The organism is Ruegeria sp. SATB027 (assembly GCF_059613825.1).
This window is the reverse complement of record NZ_JBXWTH010000026.1, coordinates 1-2,988: the sequence shown is the minus strand read 5'-3', so window position 1 is coordinate 2,988 and position 2,988 is coordinate 1. Positions and strand designations below refer to the sequence as shown.

The 2,988-nt window shown below is 50.9% G+C and carries 2 protein-coding genes; both read right to left on the bottom strand.

The annotated features are described in order from the left end of the window. Window positions 1-146: 146 nt before the first annotated feature. Window positions 147-2,264, bottom strand: a complete 2,118-nt coding sequence (fusA, locus tag AC2FPW_RS04545; RefSeq protein ID WP_496812698.1) for an elongation factor G — start codon at window positions 2,262-2,264, stop codon at window positions 147-149. A gap of 89 nt (window positions 2,265-2,353) precedes the next feature. Then, window positions 2,354-2,800, bottom strand: a complete 447-nt coding sequence (locus AC2FPW_RS04540) for a hypothetical protein (RefSeq protein WP_496812697.1) — start codon at window positions 2,798-2,800, stop codon at window positions 2,354-2,356. Window positions 2,801-2,988 lie beyond the last annotated feature (188 nt).

Genomic DNA, 2,988 nt, shown 5'->3' with positions numbered 1-2,988 from the left:
ACCAACTGCTCATGCACCATTGCTACCCCACTGGATTCAAACAGGGAATCCCTCACGCCATTTGTGCAACAAAGCCAAACCCACCACGCATTGGGATTCAACACCTAGGTGAAGTCTTCACAACTAGCCTAATATGACACTCCTATCTACCCGTGTTTCGCACGGATTTCGTCGCTCATGCTTTGAGGCACTGAAGCATAGTGATCAAACTGCATCGTAAACTGAGCACGACCAGAGGACATTGAACGCAGAGAATTAATGTAACCAAACATGCTCGATAGTGGAACCATTGCCTGCAAAGCAATTAGATTTCCGCGAGGCTCCTGACCCTTAACTCGGCCGCGACGCGATGTAATGTCGCCAATGATGTTCCCAGTATAGTCCTCTGGTGTCGTGACTTCGACTTTCATTATCGGTTCCAAGAGCTTTGCACCTGCTTTTTCCAATCCTTGGCGCATAGCAGAGCGAGCCGCGATCTCAAATGCAAGCACGCTCGAATCAACCTCGTGGTAGGTGCCATCTACGAGCGACGCTTTAACATCGATTACGGGGAAACCAGCCAATGGACCACTCTCCAATACCGACCGGATGCCCTTTTCAACCCCAGGAACATACTCCTTCGGCACAGTACCGCCGACGATTTTACTGTCGAAAGCGTTTCCCTCACCCATCTCAGTTGGTTCCACGACGAGTTTGACTCGCGCAAATTGACCGGACCCACCAGTTTGCTTCTTGTGCGTAAAGTCGATTTCAGCTTCCCGGCTGATCGTTTCTCGATATGCAACCTGTGGTGCACCAATATTGGCCTCAACCTTGAATTCGCGTTTGAGCCGGTCAACGAGAATATCAAGATGTAGTTCGCCCATTCCCTTCATGATCGTTTGGCCACTTTCGAGGTCGGTTTCCACCCGGAATGATGGGTCTTCAGCGGCCAAGCGAGCCAATCCCGCGGACATTTTCTCTTGGTCAGCCTTTGTTTTGGGCTCTACTGCGATTTCAATGACGGGTTCTGGGAACGTCATTGTCTCGAGTATTACAGGCTGTCGCGTGCAACAAAGCGTATCGCCTGTCGTTGTGTCCTTCAAACCGGCAAGCGCAACGATGTCACCTGAATAGGCATGATCGATTTCTTTCCTATTGTTGGAATGCATCATCATCATTCGACCAACTCGTTCGCGCTTGCCTTTCGTGGAATTCAGTATGCTGTCGCCCTTATTAAGTGTTCCGGAGTATATTCGACTGAACGTCAAAGATCCCACAAACGGGTCATTCATGATCTTGAAAGCAAGGGCAGAAAACGGCATGTCGTCATCAGCTCGGCGAGAAATGTTCCTTGTTTCGGTTGTGTCTCCGGGGGCAAATCCGACGTAATCGAGAACATCCAGAGGACTTGGAAGGAAATCCACGACTGCATTTAACAACGGTTGCACGCCCTTGTTTTTAAAGGCAGACCCCCCAAGGACCGGAACGAATGCCATGCTTAGGGTACCCTTGCGGATCAGTATTCTCAGATCTGCTGTATCGGGTTCCTCCCCTTCAAGATAGGCTTCTAAGGCTGATTCATCTTGTTCGACCGCGAGTTCCACCAAATGCGCACGCCAAGTATTGGCGATGTCTTGGAGTTCGTCGCGAATAGGTCGACGCTCCCAGGAAGCGCCCAGATCCTCGCTCATCCAGATCCATTCCTCCATGGTAACGAGATCGACGATCCCTTCCAGAGACTCCTCAGCACCAATTGGAAAATTGACGGGCAAAGGAATGGCACCCGTACGGTCTTTGATTTGACGAACACTGTTAAAAAAATCTGCACCGATCTTGTCCATTTTGTTTACAAATACCAGACGTGGTACGTGATAGCGGTCGGCTTGTCGCCAAACAGTCTCGGTTTGAGGTTCGACCCCGGCATTGGCGTCCAACAAGGCGATGGCACCATCGAGAACCGCGAGTGATCGCTCCACTTCAATCGTGAAATCGACATGGCCAGGTGTGTCTATGATGTTGAGCCTATGCTTCGGGCCAGCGGCCTCTCCAGCGTCTTGAAGCCTCTCCCAAAATGTGGTCGTGGCCGCAGAAGTGATTGTGATTCCCCGCTCTTGCTCCTGTTCCATCCAGTCCATAGTTGCATCCCCGTCATGGACCTCGCCAATTCTGTGAGATCTTCCGGTGTAGAATAAGATGCGCTCAGTCATCGTCGTTTTTCCGGCATCGATGTGGGCCATGATACCAACATTCCGATAAAGGGTGAGGGGGTATTCACGAGGCATTTTATGTCTTTCTGTTGAACTCTTGCTTTCGCCGACCAAACCAAACGACCGTAGGGGCGGAATGAAACCGGGGAGATTATCCAGAGGAGTCAGATGACGTCCCTAACTTCAATCGTTCGCCCGTTGAATTCACAGATATCGCCTGCGCTCTTCCCTTCGAGTGCCAAGTAGATCGGTGCCGCCGGTGAGACACCGATGAATCTTTGCCCCTGACATTCAAACTCTGCGGTTGAGACGCCTACAACCAAAAAACGTTCTCCGATATCAACGGCGGCACCTGGCTCGACTTTCGACTTTGGGCCGAAATCAAGCGCGCCAATGGCGCGAAGTTTAGCCTGGTAGTCATGTGCGTTATCATCGAAGGCTTCAGCCAGGTCTGCGGCCGTTTCTGCCTGCGCTTGCTCATCACTTTCGATAGGTTCCGTGCGGTCCAGACGGGCCGATTGTAAAAAACGTTGATAATTCTTCTCAGCCTGGGTGAGCTCTGCTTCTGTGAGTTTCAACATGGTTTCGCGCAAGTGTTGTTTGTCGATCATTGGTGTTCTCGCCGATAATGATGGTACAGGTTGTAAAGTTACGGGGACCATACAGGCAACCGGATGAAAGTCCAATTGTGAAAGGAACTTAGGAATGGGTGCCGCACTGTCCTGTCTAACGTCAGCGCTTGTGGGACAGATTTGAGGTTTTCGTAACGGAGGATTTCTGGTTCATCGCAGCCTATATG

Coding starts and splice junctions, on each gene's coding strand:
- fusA (WP_496812698.1), bottom strand. CDS start 2,264: ATGCCTCGTGAATACCCCCTCACCCTTTATCGGAATGTTGGTATCATG.
- AC2FPW_RS04540 (WP_496812697.1), bottom strand. CDS start 2,800: ATGATCGACAAACAACACTTGCGCGAAACCATGTTGAAACTCACAGAA.